Here is an 18,428-nt window from a genome sequence, read left to right as displayed (position 1 = left end):
TATCCGACGTATGAGCCAATTGCGCAGAGGACTTCGACTCCCCGGAGCCGTTGCCCTCGGACTTGGCTCCATGATCGGGGCTGGCGTATTCGCCGCCTTTGCACCGGCTGCACAGTCAGCTGGATCTTGGTTACTGGTTTCTCTAGGATTGGCCGCACTTGTGGCGTGGCTGAACGCCACATCTTCTGCTCAATTGGCAGCACAATTTCCTACCTCAGGTGGGACATATGCCTTCGGCAGAGAAATGCTGGGGCCGTGGTGGGGTTTTCTTGCCGGCTGGTCATTTGTTATTGGAAAACTTGCCAGCTCCGCCGCCATTGCGTTGACCTTTGCGGCTTATGTTCTTCCTGAGCCGTGGCAAAGGCCCGGTGCCATCACTGCAATCGCATTTCTGACGTTTGTGAATTTGAGAGGAATAACTCGCACAGCTGTGCTGGCAATTCTTATTGTGATTCCTGTCGGCATTGTCTTATCGATGTTCATCGGTGTGGGAATTCTGAGCTCCCCAGGAAGCCAAGGGGCCAGCTCGGAATTTGATATCTATGGAATTCTTCAAGCGGCAGGTTTGCTTTTCTTCGCCTTCGCTGGATATGCACGACTTGCCACCTTGGGAGAGGAAGTTCAGCAACCTCAGAAAACTATTCCTCGAGCAATCGTGATTTCTCTGGTCATTGTCCTGGCGATTTATGCCGGGGTGGGGTGGAGTTTGTTGCACATTCTTGGAGCACAAAGGTTAGCCAGTAGTTCTCAACCGCTGCTTGACGCGGTGCACTTTCTGGGGTTTGAGTCGTGGGGCCCCCTCATTGTTGTCGCTGCAGCATTGGCGACCGGGGGATCTCTGTTGGCTTTGATAGCTGGAATAAGTCGAACTATGTTTGCCATGGCGAGAAATAACGACTTGCCTAGTTGGCTTTCTGCCACGCATCCACGATTTCAGGTTCCACACCGTGCAGAACTGTTCGTTGGTCTGATATCAATCCTGCTCGTGAGTGTCACAGATCTTCGAAGCGCTGTTGGTTTTAGTTCCGCCGGGGTTCTCTTTTATTACTTCATTACTAACATCTCTGCCTTGAGACAAGATCAGTCACATCGCCGCTACCCGAGGGTGTGGTCTGCACTAGGGGCTATCGTGTGTGCAGGACTGATTTTCACCTTGCCAATATTTTCACTCGTCTCTGCTTTGGTGGTCATTGCCGCGGGAGTAACCTTCAGAATTATTCGCATGCAAAGAATAGGCTTCAGGAATGACCACTCGAAACTTACCTGAGGCCTGGGACAAACGTTACGCCGAAGCAGAGCTGGTCTGGTCTCAAGAACCCAACGAGTTTGTGGTCGAATACCTCTCCGATCTCCCTGCCGGCAAGATGCTGGACCTCGGTGGCGGAGAAGGCCGTAACGCACTTTGGTTTGCCAGCCGTGGTTGGCGCGTGGAGAACTCTGACTTCTCTGCCGTTGCCGTGGAAAAGTTTCTCAAGCGTGCAGAGCACGAAGGCCTGTCGGACCTCTGCACCGGGACAGCTGTTGACGCGACCAACCCTGAATCTTGTGTGACTAAGCCTGTTGATTTGGCTGTGTTGGCCTATCTTCAAATTCCTTCCGCAGACCTCGCTGCCGCGATCACCACGGCAGCGCAGAGTCTGCGCTCAGGCGGCACGCTCTTTGGTGTGTGGCACGCTCGCGAAAACCTCGAGCATGGCTTTGGTGGACCACCCAGTCCCGAGCTGAACCCCACTCAGGACGAGCTTCGTGCAGCGTGTGAAGCGCTGGGGCTGACCGTGCACACCCTGACGTTGCGTGATCGTTTCTTCATCTCTGGTGGACACGAGCGCAAGGCCATCGACGTTGTGCTTGTGGCCACTACTTAGCCTGAAGTAACCGCAGGAAATGGGCGTTATTTAGCCGGTAGAATGAATTACTGGCAGGTCGCAGTTGCACAGGCCGTACTGAAGACGAGGGGAAATCGTCATGCCAGCAATCGTCTTGATTGGTGCCCAGTGGGGCGATGAGGGTAAGGGTAAAGCTACCGACCTTCTCGCCGAGCGCATCGACTACGTTGTGAAGTTCAACGGTGGAAACAATGCCGGTCACACCGTTGTTATTGGTGACGAGAAGTATGCCCTCCACCTCCTGCCTTCCGGCATTTTGACCCCCGGTGTTACTCCCGTCATTGCTAATGGTGTGGTTATCGATATCTCTGTTCTCTTTGCTGAACTCGACGCCCTGAACTCCCGCGGCATCGACACTTCCAAGCTGCGTGTGAGCGCGAACGCTCACGTCATCACCGACTACCACCGCACACTGGACAAGGTCACCGAGCGCTTCCTTGGTAAGCGCCAGATTGGCACCACCGGCCGCGGCATTGGCCCCACCTATGCCGACAAGATCAACCGCGTGGGTATTCGTATCCAAGACATCTTCGACGAAGGCATCCTGCGTCAAAAGGTAGAGGCAGCACTCGAAATCAAGAATCACTTGCTTGCCAAGATCTACAACCGTCGTGCCATCTCTGCAGATGCCGTGATTGATGAACTTCTCTCCTACCGTGAGCGTCTGGCGCCGATGGTTGCCGACACCGCACTGGAGCTCAACCAGGCACTCGATGCAGACAAGGTCGTCTTGTTCGAAGGTGGTCAGGCAACCATGCTCGACATCGACCACGGAACCTATCCTTTCGTCACCTCGTCGAATGCCACCGCAGGTGGTGCTTCGACCGGTTCGGGTATAGGTCCTAACAAGATCGAGCGCGTGATTGCGGTCATCAAGGCCTACACAACCCGCGTGGGTGCAGGTCCATTCCCCACGGAGCTTTTCGATGAGGACGGTGAATACCTCCGCGCCAAGGGCTTTGAGTTTGGAACCACCACTGGGCGCCCTCGCCGCTGTGGTTGGTATGACGCACCGATTGCTCGCTACACCGCTCGCATTAATGGTGTGACCGACTTCGTCATCACCAAGTTGGACGTGCTGACCGGACTTGAAAAGATTCCTGTCTGTGTTGCCTATGACGTGGACGGTGTTCGTCACGATGAGGTTCCGGTCAACCAGAGTGACTTCCACCACGCCAAGCCCATCCTGGAATACTTCCCAGGCTGGAATGAGGACATCACCGGAGCTCGCACTTTCAGCGATCTGCCCAAGAACGCTCAGGACTATGTCACTGCTCTGGAAGCCATGAGTGGTGCACGTTTCTCCGCCATTGGTGTGGGCCCAGCACGCGATGCGATTATCGTGCAGCACGACCTCGTCGGCTAGAGAAAAAGTCCACTCTTTACACAGGTTTCGCTCAGTTTCACAGAGCAGACTTGTGACATGAAGTCACGATCTCTGTTATCTGTTCTTGCCGTTGGCACCATCCTCCCAGCACTTGTGTTTGGGTTTGGAGTGAGTGCCGCTCAAGCAGTGACATCTGACGCCACTACTGAGACAATCATTAACTCATCTCTCGAAGGCCTGGGAACTGAAGTAACAGACCCCACGCTTCTCGATGAACTTCAACAGGATATTTCTGATGCTGTTGAGCAGGGCATCATTGACCCCGCGATTGTTGATGCAGCCGATCAAACGACACCAGAGGCAACACCTGCTCCAGATCCAACAACGGATCCGGCACTGTCAGACCTCATTGATGAAAACTTGACTGAGCAAACCGAGGTCTGGGAAGAAGAAGCACCGGCATGGGCTGCTGCCTTCGAACAAATCCGCTCTGACTTTGAAGCATGTCGCACTGACGGCCAGTCCACTTCCACCTGTGCCCGCACTCTTGGCTTTCAGCTTCAGATTGCACATGCTCAGGCAGAGCTCACGAATCTTGACGCCGCCATCGCCGCAGTAGCTGACCTTCCAGAAGATCAGCAGGTTACCGCGCTAGCAGAGTTGGAAGCACAGCGCGCAGAACTGGAAGCACGGCTTAATCGTGCAACAGCAAAGCTTGATGCAGCAGTTGTTGCGGGGATCCCCGGTGCTAATGCCGAGGTTCAGGCACGCCTCAACTCAGTTGTCGGTGAGGTCCGCGGACGAGCTCACACACCAACGCTTCCCGAGCAGGAACAGCAGAACAGTCAGAGTGGTTCATCTAATTCTGGTTCCATCACCATCCCTGAAGTATCTAACGGCGACAACTCCGGTGTCAGCGGAAGTCAGAACTCAAGTGGGTCCGGTAAGCCATCAAACCCTGGAAGTCAGGGCAAGGGAAATTCGGGCAAGAGCAACCACTAGCCTGAATTTGTGCGAGTTGTTGTTGTGAAGAGTTTCCTTGCAGTACTAAGCCTTGCCGCAATATGTGCGGCAGGGCTCACTGCGTGTGTCCCCGAGGCAAAGCCAGCGGTTACACCTTCAGCCACCAGCGACATTCTCACAAAAAAGCTCCCCAGTGACGTCAGCGCCAAAGGTGTGATTCTGGCCGCAGTGCTTCTTTCGACCGCAGATATTGGCTCTGCAGTGGAAAGCGGACTGGTGACACCAGCCGAAGTGGCCACAGCGAAGCAGGCCATTTCGGATGGAACTCTAGATTTCTGGCGCCAGCGCGCAGAGTCTGAGGCACATAGATAACCGCGGGCATAACTCAATTATTCATACCCAAATGACCTGCGCAGGTCTAGGCTGAAGAGGTTATGAATTCCTCTGCTGCTGCCAACAAACAGGGACAATCTTCCGCACTTATTGCGATCAAGTTCATCTCGCTGGCACTGCTGTGGGGCTCGAGTTTCTTCTTCATCAAGATTGCGCTGACCACGTTGAGCTGGGGACAGGTTGCCTGGTCTCGTGTCGTCGCCGGCGGTATTTTCATGCTCGTGTTCTGGGCAATATCCAGACAACAGCTCCCCAAAGACATCAAGCTCTGGGGTCACATCGCTGTTGCCGGTGTTATCGGTATTGGCATCCCTTTCATCTTCTTCCCCTGGGCAGAGCAATACATCACCTCTGCTGTTGCCACCATCTACAACGGCCTCACGCCCATCATGACCGCCATCATCGCGGTTTATGTGTTGCGCGTTGAGAACTTCAACCGCAACCAGGCACTGGGTGTCTCGGTGGGCCTAGTGGGTCTGGTTGTCATCATCGCGCCCTGGACCATCACCGATCTGGGGGGAAGTTTCTGGGGTCAGGTTGCTGCCCTCTCTGCCGCAGTGATGTATGGGTTCTCTGGCACGTATCTGAAGAAGTTCGTGTTCCCTTCAGGAGTCTCAGCCAAAGCCATTTCCATCATTGAAATTGCTGCGGCAGCAGCATTTATGTTGCTCATGACGCCATTTCTGGCGATGGGCCCGGTCACCATTGATTGGACCACCATCGCGGCCATCGGCGTGATTGGTCTGGGCGGCACTGGACTTGCCTATCTCTGGTTCAACGATGTGCTGGAGTCCTGGGGTCCCACCCGAGCTTCATCAGTGACCTATGTCATGCCCATTGTGGGAATCATGCTGGGTGTGGTCTTCCTAGGAGAAACCCTGCACTGGTATGAACCTGTGGGCGGTGCCATCGTGATTGCCGGTGTTTTGATTATGCGTAGGCAAGTCAAGAACTAATCTCTCCTGCGATAACCTGAGAGCATGGCTTCGAACGAGATGACCCCTGAGGTTGCAGCTGAACTCGCTGGGATTCGCGAGAGCATCGACAACATTGATGCAGCACTGATTCACATGCTTGCTGAGCGCTTCAAGTTCACTCAGAAGGTTGGCACACTCAAGGCCAACAACGATCTACCCCCCTCAGACCCAGCTCGTGAAGCCCGCCAAGTCGCACGCTTGCGTGCGCTGGCGGAGGAAGCAAACCTCGACCCCACATTCGCTGAGAAGTGGTTCCACTTTGTCGTGGAAGAGGTTATTCACCACCACGAACAAGCTCGCGGCTAATCATGGCTGAATATGAACTGCACTGGGCTGTTAAAGACAGCCTGATTGCGTATCTTTCCCGCATCGAAGATGGCGTGATCGAAGCCAAAGAACCTGCGCTGAGAACTGCAGAAGGTTTCACTTTTGCGCTCAACGATGCGGCGTCTGACTTCAACGAAACAGAGCACACTGGAGTGCTGCATTTCTTGGGAACTGCTCACTTCTCAGGGCACTGGGGAATGATGAATATCTCCATCAAGGATCCTCGTATTGAACTGACCGCAGGCCACGGAATACTTTCCATTGCCCAAGGTGGTGTTCTTTCACCCGAGGCTCAAGTTCCATTCGTTGAACTCAACGTCGTTCCCGGTTCACACCCACTCATGTTCACCACTGCACTCACTGCAGAAGGAAGAGGCGTGATGGGTGAGCAATATAACGTGGGCCAAGAGCTCAACCCGCTCACGCTGGTAACCAAATAACCCTTGCCAACAGGCATATTTTTCTGAGAAACTCAGATTCTTCGGGTGGGCCCCTGCGATGGGGCCTGCTCGAAGCTCGTTAAGAGCCTGTGACACCTAGCAGGTGGGAAGTGTTTTCTTACGTGAGATGCGGCGAACACCCAGGAACACGACTCCGCTCGCAAGCAGCCAAATGGCAAAGTGCTCGAGTGAAGAGTTGACGCCAGTTGGCGGAAGCGTATTTGGCTGAGGCTGAGGCGGAACCACGCTCACGATGTAGCTCGATGAATACACCTTGTAGAGCTGTCCTGAATAATTCATCTGCCAGGCAGCTGTGGTGTCACCAGCAGGGCTGACCGCTAGTGAAACAAAATCTCCAAATAGTGGTGACTGAGTTAGTGCTGTCGGCTGGGCCCATGATGAGGCATTATCGGTGGAGGTGGAAACCGAAATCACAGAGTTTGGGCTTTGTCCGCACAACCATGCAACAGTGAGTGTGCTCGAGGAATCAGCTGCAATCTGGGGGATGTAGCAAGCAGTTTGTGAAGAAACCAGCGTGGGCGCACTCCACGCTGCCCCGTCATTGACGCTACGCGACGAAAGTATTTGGTCACCGGAACCAATGTTTTGATACCACACGCTCACGAGGGTGCCATTAGCAGTTCTGATCAGTTGGGCGGCAGTTGAAGTCGAACTTGGGTTTGAAATCCGGACTGGGGTCGACCACGTCGCCCCGTTGTTCAGGCTGATTGAACTACTCAATACATTGACTGAGCTAATGTCTTGGAGCCAGGTGGCGACAACTTTGTTTGATGAAGTACTCACAAGTTGAGGGTATGAAGAAGCGACCGCAGCGTCACTTGCCAAAGTTGGAGCACTCCACGTTGTGCCGGAGTTTGTGGTGGAAGAACTTTGGACGCCCACGGGGCTTGTGAGCCGATGCCACATCGCCACGAAGGAACCCGTGCCCGTACTGGCAATTTGTGGGGAAATGCTTCCAGGTGTTGTTGACGTGAGATCTTGTGGAGTTGCCCACGTAGTTCCCAGGTCGGAACTGCCTGAAGCCGTAGTCGAATAAGTGAAGCCGCTTAACTGCCTAGTCCAGACAACGCCGAGGCTGTTCTGTCCGTCAAAAGCGATGTCGGCGGCACGAGTGTTTTGCCCAGCAATGGAAATGTAAACCGGTGAACTCCAGGTCACGCCATTGTCTGTTGTCTTTGCGGAGGCAACTCGTGTGGTGGTTCCATCGTTTTGGTTCCACACGGCAACAAATGCGCGTGGCCCAACTGAGATGATGTTTGGGTTGACCGCACTCGTCCCCGAAGAGATAGTTGCAGGAGCACTCCACGTAGTGCCGAAATCGGTGCTGTAGCTGGAGCGAATTTCAAAGTTGGAGCCAACCTTGTTTTGAAAAAGGGTGATGAAATTGCCTGAAGAATCAGAAACGACTTGAGGCGCATTGCTGTCAGTCAGCGGCGCTGAAATTTCCAACGGCGGAGTCCACGATGTGGTCGCCTGTGCAGCAGGAATTTCGACGATGAAGAAGGCAAAGACAATGAAGCTTATTGCTAAGGCTCTGAGTCGTCGAAGCATCTTCAACTCCTAACCGAAGTACTTGGGCAGTGTTTCGTTGCTGCGCTGACGAATCTCGTCGACAGAAACCTCAAACAGTCCCTGAACGTCGAGCTTGGCATCAGCTCCACCCTGGTCGGTCACGCCGATGCGAAGGACAGGGTAGTTGCGTGCTTCACACAGTCCCACGAAGCGAACATCATCTTCTCGTGGAACAGAGACAATCACTCGACCGGTGGATTCAGAGAACAATGCAGTCGCAGCATCAACACCGTCACGCTCGATGATTTCATCGAGCCAGATGCGTGCACCAACACCGAAGCGTGAAACCGATTCAGCAAGTGCCTGTCCCAGACCGCCATCGCTGAGATCGTGTGCGGAGAGAATAAGGCTCTCAATAGCAGCGCCCTGCAGAAGGTCTGCAAGTTCCTTCTCTTGGTTCAGGTCAACCACAGGTGGAACACCACCGAGGTGGTTGTGGATGGTGCCAGCCCAAGCTGAACCATCGAGCTCAGTGCGAGTGAAGCCGAGGAGGTAGATGTTGTTGCCTTCGTCCTGCCAAGCGGAAGGAATACGACGTGCAACATCATCTATAACACCCAGCACGCCCACAACAGGTGTGGGGTGGATGGGGGCATCACCTGTCTGGTTATAGAAGGAGACGTTTCCACCAGTAACGGGGATCTCGAGCTCCAAGCATCCATCTGCCAAGCCAGCAACAGCCTGCTTGAACTGCCACATCACTTCAGGGTTCTCAGGAGAACCGAAGTTGAGGCAGTCAGTAACCGCTGCAGGAACAGCACCCGAGACGGCAACGTTGCGGTAAGCCTCAGCAAGAGCCAGGCGAGCACCCTGGTAGGGGTCGAGCTGGCAGTAGCGACCGTTGGCGTCGGTAGCAATAGCGAAACCGAGACCAGATTCTTCATCCACGCGGATCATGCCGGCGTCATCAGGGAAGCTGAGCGCAGTGTTTCCCATCACGAAGTAGTCATACTGTGTGGTGATGAGCGACTTGTCAGCCAGGTTGGGGCTGGCAACGAGGGTCAGGAACTGGTCCTTGAGCTCAGCACCTGATGTGGGGCGAGCCAGCTTGTCAGCAGAGTCTGCCTGTAGGGCATCAATCCAAGTGGGGTAGGCAACGGGGCGCTCATAAACAGGCCCATCAATAGCTACGGTGCGAGGATCGACATTCACGATCTCTTCACCACCGTGGTGAATGATGAGACGACCGGTGTCGGTTACTTCACCAAGAACACTCGTTTCAACATCCCACTTGTTTACTACAGCCATGAACTGATCCAGCAGTTCAGGCTTGACCACAGCCATCATGCGCTCCTGGCTCTCCGACATGAGGATTTCCTCAGCGGTGAGGGTGGGATCGCGAAGAAGTACGTGGTCGAGTTCAACAAACATGCCGCCATCGCCGTTCGAAGCAAGCTCGCTCGTTGCACAAGAAATACCCGCAGCACCGAGGTCCTGAATACCTTCTACCAGGCCTTCGCGGTAGAGCTCGAGGCAGCACTCAATGAGTACCTTCTCGGCGAAAGGGTCACCAACCTGTACGGCGGGACGCTTGGTGGGTCCTGTGGAGTCGAACGAGTCGGATGCCAGGATTGATGCTCCACCGATACCGTCTCCACCGGTGCGAGCACCGAAGAGAACAATCTTGTTGCCCACCCCAGACGCGTTAGCCAAGTGAAGGTCTTCGTGGCGGAGAACACCCACAGAGAGTGCGTTAACGAGAGGGTTGCCCTGGTAGCAGGCATCGAAGTAGGTCTCGCCACCAATGTTGGGAAGACCCAGGCAGTTCCCGTAGAAGCTAATACCGCCCACAACACCGTGCAGAACACGAGGGGTGTCGGGGTGGTCAATGGCACCAAAGCGCAGCTGATCCATCACGGCAACGGGGCGAGCACCCATCGAGATAATGTCACGGACGATTCCACCCACACCGGTGGCAGCACCCTGGAAAGGTTCAATGTAGCTGGGGTGGTTGTGGCTCTCCACCTTGAAAGTGACAGCCCAGCCTTCACCCACGTCGACAACACCAGCGTTCTCACCCATGCCAACCATGAGCTTTTCTTTCATCTTCTCGCTGACCTTCTGGCCGAACTGGCGCAGGTAGATCTTCGAAGACTTGTAGGAGCAGTGTTCCGACCACATCACGGAATACATCGCCAGCTCGCCCGAGGTGGGACGGCGACCAAGGATCTTGCGAATCTCTGCGTATTCGTCATCCTTGAGACCAAGGGCGCCGTAGGGCTGAACCTTGTCTGGAGTCGCAATGGCGTTTTCTACGGTGTCGGCGACGTGGCTGCTCACGCGTCGGTCCCTTCTTCGTGGGTGGTGTGGAAAGAATTGGTACTCATGTCCTTAGCGTCCTCCAGGAGGGCCGAGGATGAGCAGGGTTGAAAAGACAACAACAATGGCGATCACGATCACCAAGATGAGCAGCAAAGGGTGCTTGAGGAACCAGCGGAACAAGCGATCCAGCGGCTTCTTATCGCGAGGATCATCTGTTGCTTCGAAACGCCACTGCCCTTCGAGCGCTCCGCGCTTGGCCTGAACCAACTCGAAAGGAATTGTGGCGTAAGGCAAGATCGCCGTGATGACGGCGAGCAAACCAACCCAGAAACCCCAGCGCTGGTTGAAGGCAATCAGGATGGACGTTGCACCATAGGTGATGAAAACAAATCCGTGCAGTCCACCAATGGTGGTCAGCAGTGAGGGTTCAATTCCCACTGTTGCTTTGAGGATCAAGCCAGTAATGAGCAAGGTCCATGTACAGGCCTCTGCGATAGCCAGCACAAAGTAGAGCTTGCGAGGGGTAAACCCTGCCTGCTTCTGTGTGCTGGTTACGGACACGGTGTTTATGCCTTGGACAGCAGCGTGCTCTGAATTACAGAGGTGAAGAACTTCAAACCATCAAGACCTGAACGCATTGCTGCCGCAGTGTCTGGACCAAAGCCAGGCTCAACCGCGTGCTCAGGGTGAGGCATCAAGCCCACAACGTTGCCAGCTTTGTTGGAGACACCTGCGATGTCATCGAGTGAACCGTTGGGGTTCACACCGACATAACGGAAGGTGACCTGACCGTTGTCTTCAATGCGCTTGATGGTGTCTGCGTCGGCGACGAAACGACCATCAGCGTTCTTGAGAGGAATAATGATTTCTTCGCCCTGGGCGAAGTCCTTGGTCCACGCGGTGTTGTTGTTCTCCACGATCAACTTCTGATCGCGACGAACAAAAGTGCCACAGTCATTACGACCGTGAGCACCAGGAACCAGACGAGCCTCGGCAAGCATCTGGAAACCGTTGCAAATACCCAGAACCGGCATACCCTTGTGGGCTGCATCAATGACCTCAGCCATGATGGGGGCGTGGCTGGCGATAGATCCTGCACGCAGGTAGTCGCCGTAGCTAAAGCCACCAGGAAGAATGATTGCTTCCACGCCTTCTAGGTCGTGAGCTCCGTGCCACAGGGCAACGGGTGTTCCACCCGCAAGCTTTACAGCACGCTGAGCGTCACGCTCATCGAGTGAGCCGGGGAAGGTGATGACTCCGACGCGCATTACTTGGCCTCGGAGATGCTGACGACATCTTCGATGACCGAGTTCGAGAGGATGTCCTCTGCGATGGTCTTGGCTGCTGCGAGAGTCTCAGCGGTGACGGGACCGTCTACGGTGAGCTCGAAGCGCTTACCGATGCGAACACCGGAGAACTGGTTGTGACCTAGACGGGTAAGCGCACCAGCGACTGCCTTGCCCTGGGGGTCAAGAATTTCAGCCTTGGGCATTACCTCGACGACGATGGTGGGCATGGGGGCGACTCCAGCGATTTCGCGAGCGGGGGGAATACCTCAATCCTACCCGAGAGAAAGCAGTGTCTCTTTGACTCTTTCCAAACCAATGAAGACTTCGTGGAAGGAAGTTGTCAAAGGTGAGAGGCCAATACGCAATCCGTGTGGATCGCGATAGTCGGGGATGATGTCTTCCTTCCACAACAGCGCATTCACTTCATGCATGTGAGGGTGGTTGAGAGTGACGTGACCACCACGCTGGGCGGGATCGCGAGGCGTAGCCACGGTCACGCCCAGAGGCGCCAGCACCTCATCGGTGTAGTCAATGACGTACTGAGTGAGCAGGAGAGACCTGGCACGAACGGCCTCAATGCCGACCTCGCCAATGAGTTCGACAGGGTCAATCATGGCTTGCATGCCCACGACCGGAGTGGTTCCAGTGATGAAGCGGCGCAGGTCATTCTCGGGGTCATAGCCAGGTCCCATGAGGAACATGTTTTTGGTTCCCCACCAGCCTTGAATAGGTTGTTCAATCTGGGTCTGAAGATCCTTGCGCACATATGCCCAGGCAGGAGCACCGGGACCGCCACAGAGATACTTATAGGAACATCCCACGGCAATGTCGACATTCCACTTGTCCAGCTCAACGACAACTGATCCCACCGAGTGGCTTAAGTCCCAGACGATCAATGCACCAGCATCGTGAGTGATCTGGGTAATGGCAGGAGCATCTGCCATGAAGCCTGAGCGGTAGGCAACGTGGCTCAGCAGAACTAGCGCGGTGTTGGAGTTCACCACGGCAGCAACCTGTTCAGGGGTGACACCAGCAGAAGTGTCTGCTTCAATCCACACCAAGGTCATCTTGAGCTCATCCGCTATACCTTCCAGGAGGTAGCGGTCGGTGGGGAAGTTGTCGGTATCGAGCACGATCTCGGTGCGACCGGGACGCGCAGCGATAGCTGCACGTGCCATCTTGTAGAGCAGCACGCTGGTGGAGTCCCCCACAAAGGTTTGACCAGGTGCAGCACCCAGTGCAGCGGCACCAATCTTGTTTCCCAGCTCGAGGGGAAAGTTCAGCCACTGCTCATCCCAACTGCGAATGAGGCGAGTGCCCCAGTCGTGACGCAAGAAAGCTTCGATGCGATCGAAGCTCGCCGTCATGGGCCGTCCCAGAGAGTTGCCATCGAAATAGGCCAGGGGCATTCCCGGCGTTGAAGACTGTGTTGCCTCATCAGTGCCATAGAACTTGGCGCGGTGGGCAGCTAACGGATCAGCAGCATCAAGCTGGGCTGCTCGGGTTTCAAAACTGGTCATGATGACTCCACTTCGGTGGTTTCGACGATACGCGCAGAGGCAAGCCACGTGCACACATCTGAACTGTTGCTGTCTGAAATGTCGGAGATAAAGCTCATCCGGTTTGAGGGAGCAGAGACCGAGCCGGTCTTTTCCCACCACGAGAACAGCGAGGCAGCAAGCCCGGAATCCGTGAGACCACAAGCCTGCAGTGCACGAAGCTCTCGCACATTGATCCCGAGCGGCAGCGGCCCATTACCCAGATCCGTGCCATAGAACACGTTGCCACCGGCAGCTATAAATCGCGTCAGGTTTGCCGATGCAATCTCAAAAACGGTGCCATAGTCGCCATAGCCATGGATGTCGAGGGTGCTCATCCACCCCACATTATTCTGTGCGGCAAAAGAAATTTCTTCGTCGCTCAACAGCTCAGAGAACGGGGTGTGGGCGAGAACTACTTGGCCTGCATGAATCGCCCGTTCAGCCTGTCCCTCACCTTCAGCGTGAATTACAGGGGTGAGTCCTGCTGCATGTGTTGCCTTAACCAAGTGCAGGAGGACCTCATCCGAGTGCACAGGTCCGGCATCAGCATTGAGAGTGATTTTGATGGCGCTGACACCCGCAGCAACTTGTTGCGCAATTGCTAACACAGGATCTTCCACGAAGACGGTTGCATCGCGCGGTGCCCAGGAACGATCCGAAGGGTATCCACCAGGAGCAGCCAAGAAGTTACCGGCGTAATCAACATTCAAACCGGTAATGCTTCCCTGTGACCAGTCTTGTTGTGCAGCTAAGGACCAGCCGAGATCTAGAACCCTGCCGATGCCACCGCTCGGCAGAGATTCAGGTTCAACCAGACCTAGGTGAACGTGTGCATCACCGAATAGGGGGAACACAGTTCCGCGCTCGCCGGAGTTCAGACGTGCGCCAACCCCAACCCCGTAGGGGTTAGTGGGTTGCGTTGCTGTGCTCATGAAGAAGAGCTACTGACCTATCTCTGTGCGCACGGCAAAGAGCTCGGGGAAGAAGGTGAGTTCGAGTGCCTTCTGCAAGAAGGGGGCACCGGAAGATCCGCCGGTGCCCATCTTCATGCCGATGATGCGCTGAACGGTGCGCAGGTGGCGGAAACGCCAGAACTGGAAGTTCTCCTCGAGGTCTACCAGCTCTTCACAGGTTTCGTAGGCTTCCCAGTGCTCATCGTGGTTGTTATAGATTTCGATGAAAACGGGCATCAATTCATCAGTGAACGTCCATGCTTTCGTCACATCGCGTTCAAGGATGGAGGTGGGGACGTCATATCCCTTACGTGCAAGGTAACGAAGGAATTCGTCATAGATGCTGGGTGCATTCAACGCAGAGACCAGAAGCGCCTGAGCATCAGGGTCGGCGTCGAAGACGCGGATCATCTTCTCGTTCTTGTTGCCCAGCATGAACTCGATGGCACGGTATTGGAAGGACTGGAAGCCGCTTGAGTTTCCCAAGCGGTCACGGAACTGGGCGTATTCGCTGGGGGTGAGCGTGGCTAACACGGCCCACTGTTCGGTGAGGGTCTTCTGGATGTGCTTCAGACGCGCCATACACTTGAGGGCTTGTCCAAGGTCATCGTTGCGCAGATAGTTTGCAGCACCGATCAGTTCGTGCACCATCAGCTTCATCCAGAGCTCAGTGGTCTGGTGCTGAATGATGAACAACAGTTCATCGTGGTGGTCACTCAGCGGCTTCTGGGCGGAGAGCAACGTGTCGAGGTCAAGATAACCGCCATAGCTCATGCGGTCACTAAAGTCCGTGACGACGGTTTCTTCAATATCTCGGGTGTTATTTTCTACGCCCATGTGGTTCTACCTCCTTGTGGGAACTCCCCAACCCTAGCTAGAAGTGAACCCTCTTCGTCAGCACTTTGTGAGAAAAAGTTTCTAGTAGACCACACACTAATAAAGTTGACTCTTGAGACAACAAGGAGACACATGAGCATCACTCTGGGCAAAGAAGACTGGTGGAAGGGTGCCGTTGTGTACCAGATCTACCCTCGCTCGTTCGCTGATTCGAATGGTGACGGCATCGGAGACATCCCCGGCATTACCTCCAAGCTCGACTACCTTGCAGACCTCGGCGTTGATGTTCTCTGGCTTTCTCCGGTCTATAAGTCCCCACAAGATGACAACGGCTATGACATCTCGGACTATCAAGACATTGACCCCCTCTTTGGCACGCTCGAGGATATTCGTCATCTGATTGAGCAGACCCATGCCCGCGGCATGAAGCTCGTGATGGACCTCGTGGTTAACCACACCTCCGATGAACACCCCTGGTTTGTAGAGAGCTCCTCCTCGCTCGATAACCCCAAGCGTGATTGGTATATCTGGCGCGATGCCGTGGATGGACACGAACCCACATCACACCAAGCTGCATTCTCTGGGTCTGTCTGGCAGTGGAACGAAACCACGCAGCAATACTTCCTGCACATCTTCTCCAAGAAACAGCCAGATCTGAACTGGGAGAACCCCGAAGTTCGTGCAGCTGTGTATTCGATGATGAATTGGTGGCTCGAGCAGGGTGTTGATGGTTTCCGGATGGACGTGATCAACCTCATCTCCAAGCATCAGGACTTCTCGGATGGGGAGGACCTGTTCGGCCCCTGGATGAACGGTCCACGTATTCACGAATTCCTGCAGGAAATGAATCGTGAGGTTCTGCGAGATAAGGGACTCATCACGGTAGGCGAGATGCCAGGCTGCACCGTTGAGCTTGCTCAGCAATACACCGCTCCTGAACGCCACGAGCTCAACATGGTGTTCACCTTCGAACACATGGACCTCGACACTCGTGAGGGTGGTTTCGGCAAGTGGGATCTGGTTCCCTTTACCGTCAAGGCACTTAAAGAAAACCTGAACAAGTGGCAAAAGGGTCTAGAGCAGGTTGGCTGGAACTCCCTGTATTGGAACAACCACGACCAGCCACGCATCGTCTCGCGCTGGGGTAATGACTCTGCCGAGCACCGGGTGAACTCAGCAAAAGCTTTTGGCACCGTGCTGCACCTGATGCGCGGAACGCCCTATGTCTATCAGGGTGAGGAGTTCGGTATGACAAGTGCGCACTTCACCAAGCTCAGCCAATACCGCGACCTCGAAACCCTCAACTGGGCAGCAGAAGCGGCAGAGCAGGGTATTTCCGAAGAGTATGTGCTGAACGCGGTTGGTTATAAAGGACGCGACAATGCCCGCACGCCAGTGCAGTGGGATGACTCCGCCAATGCTGGCTTCACCACCGGTGAACCCTGGATTTCGGTGAACTCCAACTACCTTGAGGTCAACGCAGCAGCTGCTGTTGATGACGCTGATTCTGTATTCCACCATTACCAAAAACTCATCGCCATGCGTCACGGCATGGATGTCGTTGTTAATGGGTCGTTCGACATGCTCTGGATGGAACATGAGCAGCTCTTCGCCTACACTCGTGAACTCAACGGCCGCATTTTGACCGTAGTGGCTAACCTGTCGAATGAGACTGTCGAACTTCCAGAATCAGTATCTGGCGATGCAGTTCTCGGTGTTAAGTCTGATGTGCTTGCTCCGTGGCAAGCTTTCGTGACGCTACAGAACTGATTTCCATAAATGTCTGATTCCTTTGTTTTGCTCTGGGGCGCAACATCACTGAGTGAACAGGAATCTGCTGAGTTATTTTCATTACTCACTTCTTCAGAGCGCGCTCGCGCTGCTTCCCTTGGGCAGGTGTTGTCACAGCGATATCTCTCTGGTAGGTATCTCGCCAGAAAATTGGGCGGGGATATTCTGGGGGAGGATTGGACTTCAGTAATTCCGATAGCACGCTGTGGAGAATGTGGAATGGATCATGGCGCCATCATCTTGGAAGACACTGATGTTCACATCAGCTTGTCATCGAGCGGAGAGAAGTTAGTTGCAGCAGGCATCAGTGGTCGTCGGATTGGCGTTGATATAGAGCGGGGATACATAGACGACACTCGAGAGGTGGCAGGCAGAGCAGGAACCCACACAGTCACCCTAGGTTCTTGGTGTGAATACGAAGCGATTGTGAAAGCCATGGGAGTTGGAAATGCCGTCAGTATCGATGAGTTGGACCCAACTGTCGTCACTTCCCAGTACACCGTGCACAACGCCACACAGCACGAGAGGCATGTACTTGCTCTTGCAGTGAGCCGTTAGTTCAGGGCAGGGAGAGCTCTCTGAAAAAGCCAACGCTCAAACAGGGGCTCTAGATTTTCAGTTGTGCTGTTCTGGCATAACTCGATGAAATCTTCGGTCGTACCAAGAGCATGAGCATGTTCAGCAACCCACTGCTTCAGGATGGCAAAGAATGCCTTGTCTCCAACAGCTAATCTCAAAGCGTGAAGTGTTAAGGCACCTCTTTTATAGACTCGATCATCAAACATGAGGTCGGGGCCGGGATCGGCGAGCAGAAGGTCTTGATCGAGCTGGCGTAACAAGACATGGTGGGACTCCGCCATCCCTTGTGTGGTTATTCCACCTGCTTTTTCAGACCAGAGCCACTCGGCGTAACACGCAAAACCTTCGTTGAGCCAGATATCGCGCCATTGGGCAATCCCGACGCTGTTCCCAAACCATTGGTGGGCCAGCTCATGAGCAACCAGTCGCTCTTCAGGGTTGGTTCCGTTGAGGTGATTGGCGCCAAAGATAGCCATACCTTGGGCTTCGAGAGGAATCTCCAGTTCGTCTGCGGTGGCAACTACGGTGTAACTGTGGAAGGGGTACTCGCCAAAGGTCTCATTAAAGTACGAGAGCATATCTTCAAGTTTGGAGAGATCAGAAGTGACTTTGCTTTGGTTTGCAGGTGTGAAGAAGGTGTGAACTGTGACCCCAGAAAATTCTTCTTCGCGCTGACGGTAACGCCCAATTTGAATGGAAGCGAGGTAGGTAGGTGTAGGAATGTCTTGCCGGAAGTTCCAGGTTGTAAATCCTGACTTGTCCGAGGAACTCATCAACTCGCCAGTTACAGCGACAGCGTAACTACGTTCGGTAGTGAGTGATATTTCAAAAGTTGATTTGTAGCGGGGGAGATCGTTGCACGGGAACCAGGTGGGTGCGCCCGTGGGTTGTGCAGCAACAACGATCCCATCGTTTAGCTCTTCCCATCCGACTGTTCCCCAGCGAGAACTGCGGGGGCGAGGGGTACCAGAATAGTGAACTTCAAGTTCAAAGCTGGAACCCGCAGGAAGCTCCTCACCGAGTTTGAGCGAGAGTTTTGTAGGGCTTTGCTTGAAGTTTTTATTCGCTTTGCCATCAACAGAGACTTTTCCCACATGAAGCCCTGAGATGTCTAGAGAGATTTGTTGAACTGCACGCAGCAACGTTACTGCGAGGGTGGCAACAGCCTTGAGGTGTCCTGATGACATTCTGTAATGCAGATTGAGTGAGTAGTGCTCAATGAAGAAATCTGCACTGCCTGAATCTGGGGTGTAGGAATCTACCGCCACGA

General features: G+C 54.4%; 19 protein-coding genes. 10 read left to right on the top strand and 9 right to left on the bottom strand.

All coding sequences use genetic code 11. From position 1 onward, the window contains the following. Nucleotides 1-10 precede the first annotated feature (10 nt). The 8 genes from M2120_RS05385 to M2120_RS05350 all read left to right on the top strand — a co-directional run bounded on the left by M2120_RS05385 (nt 11) and on the right by M2120_RS05350 (nt 6,313). Nucleotides 11-1,267, top strand: a complete 1,257-nt coding sequence (locus M2120_RS05385) for an APC family permease (protein ID WP_280797690.1) — start codon at nt 11-13, stop codon at nt 1,265-1,267. Next, nucleotides 1,245-1,865 carry a class I SAM-dependent methyltransferase gene (locus M2120_RS05380; RefSeq protein ID WP_280797689.1) on the top strand — a complete coding sequence of 207 codons (621 nt, stop codon included), beginning with the start codon at nt 1,245-1,247 and terminating at the stop codon, nt 1,863-1,865. Before M2120_RS05385 ends, M2120_RS05380 begins: the two co-directional genes overlap by 23 nt. 100 nt (nt 1,866-1,965) lie before the next feature. Further along, nucleotides 1,966-3,252 (top strand): adenylosuccinate synthase, encoded by a 1,287-nt coding sequence (locus tag M2120_RS05375; RefSeq protein ID WP_280797688.1) that lies wholly within the window; start codon nt 1,966-1,968, stop codon nt 3,250-3,252. Nucleotides 3,253-3,309: 57 nt separating this feature from the next. Further along, entirely contained in the window at nt 3,310-4,215 is a 906-nt protein-coding gene (locus M2120_RS05370) for a hypothetical protein (protein ID WP_280797687.1), read from the top strand. A 9-nt stretch (nt 4,216-4,224) separates the two neighbouring features. Further along, entirely contained in the window at nt 4,225-4,548 is a 324-nt protein-coding gene (locus M2120_RS05365; RefSeq protein WP_280797686.1) for a hypothetical protein, read from the top strand. Nucleotides 4,549-4,610: 62 nt separating this feature from the next. Continuing rightward, nucleotides 4,611-5,525 (top strand): DMT family transporter, encoded by a 915-nt coding sequence (locus M2120_RS05360; RefSeq protein ID WP_280797685.1) that lies wholly within the window; start codon nt 4,611-4,613, stop codon nt 5,523-5,525. Between the two features lie 24 nt (nt 5,526-5,549). Then, entirely contained in the window at nt 5,550-5,852 is a 303-nt protein-coding gene (locus tag M2120_RS05355) for a chorismate mutase (protein ID WP_280797684.1), read from the top strand. Between the two features lie 2 nt (nt 5,853-5,854). After that, entirely contained in the window at nt 5,855-6,313 is a 459-nt protein-coding gene (locus tag M2120_RS05350) for an HtaA domain-containing protein (RefSeq protein ID WP_280797683.1), read from the top strand. Nucleotides 6,314-6,409: 96 nt separating this feature from the next. On the opposite strand, the gene M2120_RS05345 is transcribed toward M2120_RS05350, so the two are convergent. Genes M2120_RS05345 through kynA form a run of 8 tightly spaced genes read right to left on the bottom strand, consistent with a single transcriptional unit; the run spans nt 6,410 to nt 14,788 of the window. Then, entirely contained in the window at nt 6,410-7,885 is a 1,476-nt protein-coding gene (locus tag M2120_RS05345; protein ID WP_280797682.1) for a sialidase family protein, read from the bottom strand. Nucleotides 7,886-7,894: 9 nt separating this feature from the next. Further along, on the bottom strand, nt 7,895-10,186 hold the full coding sequence (gene purL, locus M2120_RS05340; RefSeq protein WP_280797681.1) for a phosphoribosylformylglycinamidine synthase subunit PurL: 2,292 nt from the start codon (nt 10,184-10,186) through the stop codon (nt 7,895-7,897). 51 nt (nt 10,187-10,237) lie between these two features. Then, complete coding sequence (locus tag M2120_RS05335) at nt 10,238-10,729, bottom strand: DUF3817 domain-containing protein (RefSeq protein ID WP_280797680.1); 492 nt, start codon at nt 10,727-10,729, stop codon at nt 10,238-10,240. 5 nt (nt 10,730-10,734) lie between these two features. Further along, complete coding sequence (gene purQ / locus M2120_RS05330; RefSeq protein ID WP_280797679.1) at nt 10,735-11,436, bottom strand: phosphoribosylformylglycinamidine synthase subunit PurQ; 702 nt, start codon at nt 11,434-11,436, stop codon at nt 10,735-10,737. Next, nucleotides 11,436-11,684 (bottom strand): phosphoribosylformylglycinamidine synthase subunit PurS, encoded by a 249-nt coding sequence (gene purS / locus M2120_RS05325; RefSeq protein WP_110234659.1) that lies wholly within the window; start codon nt 11,682-11,684, stop codon nt 11,436-11,438. Before purS ends, purQ begins: the two co-directional genes overlap by 1 nt. Before the next feature lie 45 nt (nt 11,685-11,729). Continuing rightward, the gene (locus M2120_RS05320; RefSeq protein WP_280797678.1) at nt 11,730-12,977 is read right to left on the bottom strand and encodes a kynureninase; all 1,248 of its coding nucleotides are present in this window, start codon (nt 12,975-12,977) and stop codon (nt 11,730-11,732) included. After that, nucleotides 12,974-13,930 carry a hydrolase gene (locus M2120_RS05315; RefSeq protein WP_280797677.1) on the bottom strand — a complete coding sequence of 319 codons (957 nt, stop codon included), beginning with the start codon at nt 13,928-13,930 and terminating at the stop codon, nt 12,974-12,976. The genes M2120_RS05320 and M2120_RS05315 overlap by 4 nt, the downstream gene beginning before the upstream one ends. 9 nt (nt 13,931-13,939) lie before the next feature. After that, nucleotides 13,940-14,788, bottom strand: a complete 849-nt coding sequence (gene kynA, locus M2120_RS05310) for a tryptophan 2,3-dioxygenase (protein WP_280797676.1) — start codon at nt 14,786-14,788, stop codon at nt 13,940-13,942. A gap of 132 nt (nt 14,789-14,920) precedes the next feature. Between kynA and M2120_RS05305 the strand changes: the two genes are divergently transcribed. Both M2120_RS05305 and M2120_RS05300 read left to right on the top strand, forming a co-directional pair. Next, entirely contained in the window at nt 14,921-16,558 is a 1,638-nt protein-coding gene (locus M2120_RS05305; protein WP_280797675.1) for an alpha-glucosidase, read from the top strand. Nucleotides 16,559-16,567: 9 nt separating this feature from the next. After that, nucleotides 16,568-17,137 carry a 4'-phosphopantetheinyl transferase family protein gene (locus M2120_RS05300; protein ID WP_280797674.1) on the top strand — a complete coding sequence of 190 codons (570 nt, stop codon included), beginning with the start codon at nt 16,568-16,570 and terminating at the stop codon, nt 17,135-17,137. Here M2120_RS05300 and M2120_RS05295 read toward each other — a convergent pair. After that, entirely contained in the window at nt 17,134-18,426 is a 1,293-nt protein-coding gene (locus M2120_RS05295; RefSeq protein ID WP_280797673.1) for a M1 family metallopeptidase, read from the bottom strand. The genes M2120_RS05300 and M2120_RS05295 overlap by 4 nt on opposite strands. Nucleotides 18,427-18,428: the final 2 nt, after the last annotated feature.

Origin of the sequence: Aurantimicrobium minutum (genome assembly GCF_029893825.1) — a bacterium.
Taxonomy (GTDB): Bacteria; Actinomycetota; Actinomycetes; order Actinomycetales; family Microbacteriaceae; genus Aurantimicrobium; species Aurantimicrobium minutum_C.
Note: the sequence above shows the minus strand (reverse complement) of the source record. Positions and strands in the feature narration are given on the sequence as shown.